The organism is Desulfovibrio sp. 1214_IL3152 (assembly GCF_036763055.1).
GTDB lineage: Bacteria > Desulfobacterota > Desulfovibrionia > Desulfovibrionales > Desulfovibrionaceae > Desulfovibrio.
The window spans coordinates 1-1,783 of the sequence record NZ_JBAIYW010000233.1 but is presented as its reverse complement, the minus strand read 5'-3'; the positions used below and the strand labels follow the sequence as shown (position 1 = coordinate 1,783).

Below are 1,783 nucleotides of genomic sequence, written 5' to 3'. Positions count from 1 at the left end.
TATGGTCATGCAGGGCGAACCCCTGGCCGGGGCGCTGCGCTCCATTGAAAAGCCCGGGCGCATTCTGCTCATGGCCCCCGGCGGCCGCCCTTTCACCCAGAATATGGCACGGCAGATCGCTGAAGAAGAGGACCTGACCATCGTCTGCGGACGCTATGAAGGCATTGATGCCCGTCTGCTGGACATTTTTCCCATTGAGCCAACAAGCGTTGGCGATGTGGTGCTCAATGGCGGCGTAACGGCGGCCCTGGCCGTTGTGGAGGCCGTCTCGCGCCTGATGCCCGGCTTTATGGGTAAAGAGGAACCCGGAGAGGACGAAAGTTTTTCAAACGGCCTGCTGGAATATCCGCACTATACCCGACCAGAAACACTGGAGGGGCTGCCCGTTCCCCCGGTGCTGCTTGGCGGCGACCATGCCCGCATAGCGCAATGGCGGCGGCGGCAATCGGTGCGGACAACGCGGCACATGCGGCCCGACCTGCTCGACACGGCCCCGCTTACCGGTGAAGACGTGCAGACCTTGGCCGAAATCCCGCGCGAAAGGCCGGGGCGCAATCTTTCTTTCTGCCTTGTTCACTATCCCGTGATGCTCGGCGAAAAAAAATCCGGCGCTTCCTCTTTGACAAATCTCGACATACACGATATAGCCCGAATTTCCCGCAGCTATGCGATGGGTTCTTTCCATGTGGTAACCCCCTTGCAAGATCAGTTGCGGGTGCTGGATGAAATTTTGAGCCATTGGACGCAGGGTCCGGGCGGCTCAGGCAATGCCGACCGGGCGCAGGCTCTCGGGCTGGTTTGTCCTGCGACCTCCCTGGATGAAGCAGTGGCGCATATGACCGCACGGCACGGTGTACGGCCCAGGCTGGTGGCAAGCTCCGCCGTCTGGCCCGGCAAGGGGAAAAAGCAGGCTCGCACAGAACCGCTCATGACCCCTCAACAAGTGCGGCAATGGTGCAGCCGAGGACCGGTCATGCTTTGCCTTGGCACGGCACGGGGGCTTGCCCCCGAAGTGCTGGAACAGTGTGACGGTCTGCTTCGTCCTGTACGTTTTTTGGGCTACAATCACCTTTCGGTGCGCAGCGCCGCCGCCATTCTGGCAGACAGAATTTTAGGCGACTATTGCTGATAAACCGGCGGCCTGAGCGCATCGGCGCCGCTACGCAACGACGCAACAATCCGCCCGGATTTGCAAGGAGTTCACGATGGATATCATCAAAAAGATTGAACGGGAAAACATGCGCATGGATGTACCCGCGTTTCGCTCCGGCGACACGGTGAAAGTGCATCTGCGCATTGTGGAAGGCGAAAAACAGCGCATCCAGATTTTCCAGGGCAACGTCATCCGCGTCAAACGCGGCACCACCTGCGCCACCTTCACGGTACGCAAGATTTCTGACGGCGTGGGCGTGGAGCGCATCTTCCCCCTCAACTCGCCCTTTATCGACCGCGTTGAAGTGGTCACCCAGGGCCGCGTTCGCCGCAGCCGTCTGTACTACCTGCGCGCCCTCAAGGGCAAAGCCGCACGCATCAAGCCGCGCGGCCGTTTCTGATCGCCTGCGGCATCAGAACAAACACAGCGCCTTTTTTACGGCGCGCCGTGGGATGGCGGGCAACCGCCCTCATGGCGCGCCTCTTGTGCGTTTGAGCGCTCAGCTTTTAGAGCAATTTCACTTTGAAATTGCTCTGGCGGCTGCGTGAGCAGACGTTCGCTACGGAGGCGTAAGCGCAGTTTATCTGCGCGGTTAAACGCCGAAGTGAGCGTGCCTTAAACTTTGAGAAT

Annotated in this window: 2 protein-coding genes; both read left to right on the top strand. The window is 60.0% G+C overall.

Annotated features, from left to right (window positions below):
• Nucleotide 1 precedes the first annotated feature (1 nt).
• Complete coding sequence (locus tag V6C07_RS04960; RefSeq protein ID WP_333535257.1) at nucleotides 2–1,129, top strand: RNA methyltransferase; 1,128 nt, start codon at nucleotides 2–4, stop codon at nucleotides 1,127–1,129.
• Nucleotides 1,130–1,205: 76 nt separating this feature from the next.
• Nucleotides 1,206–1,553 (top strand): 50S ribosomal protein L19, encoded by a 348-nt coding sequence (gene rplS / locus V6C07_RS04955; RefSeq protein WP_291441114.1) that lies wholly within the window; start codon nucleotides 1,206–1,208, stop codon nucleotides 1,551–1,553.
• Nucleotides 1,554–1,783: the final 230 nt, after the last annotated feature.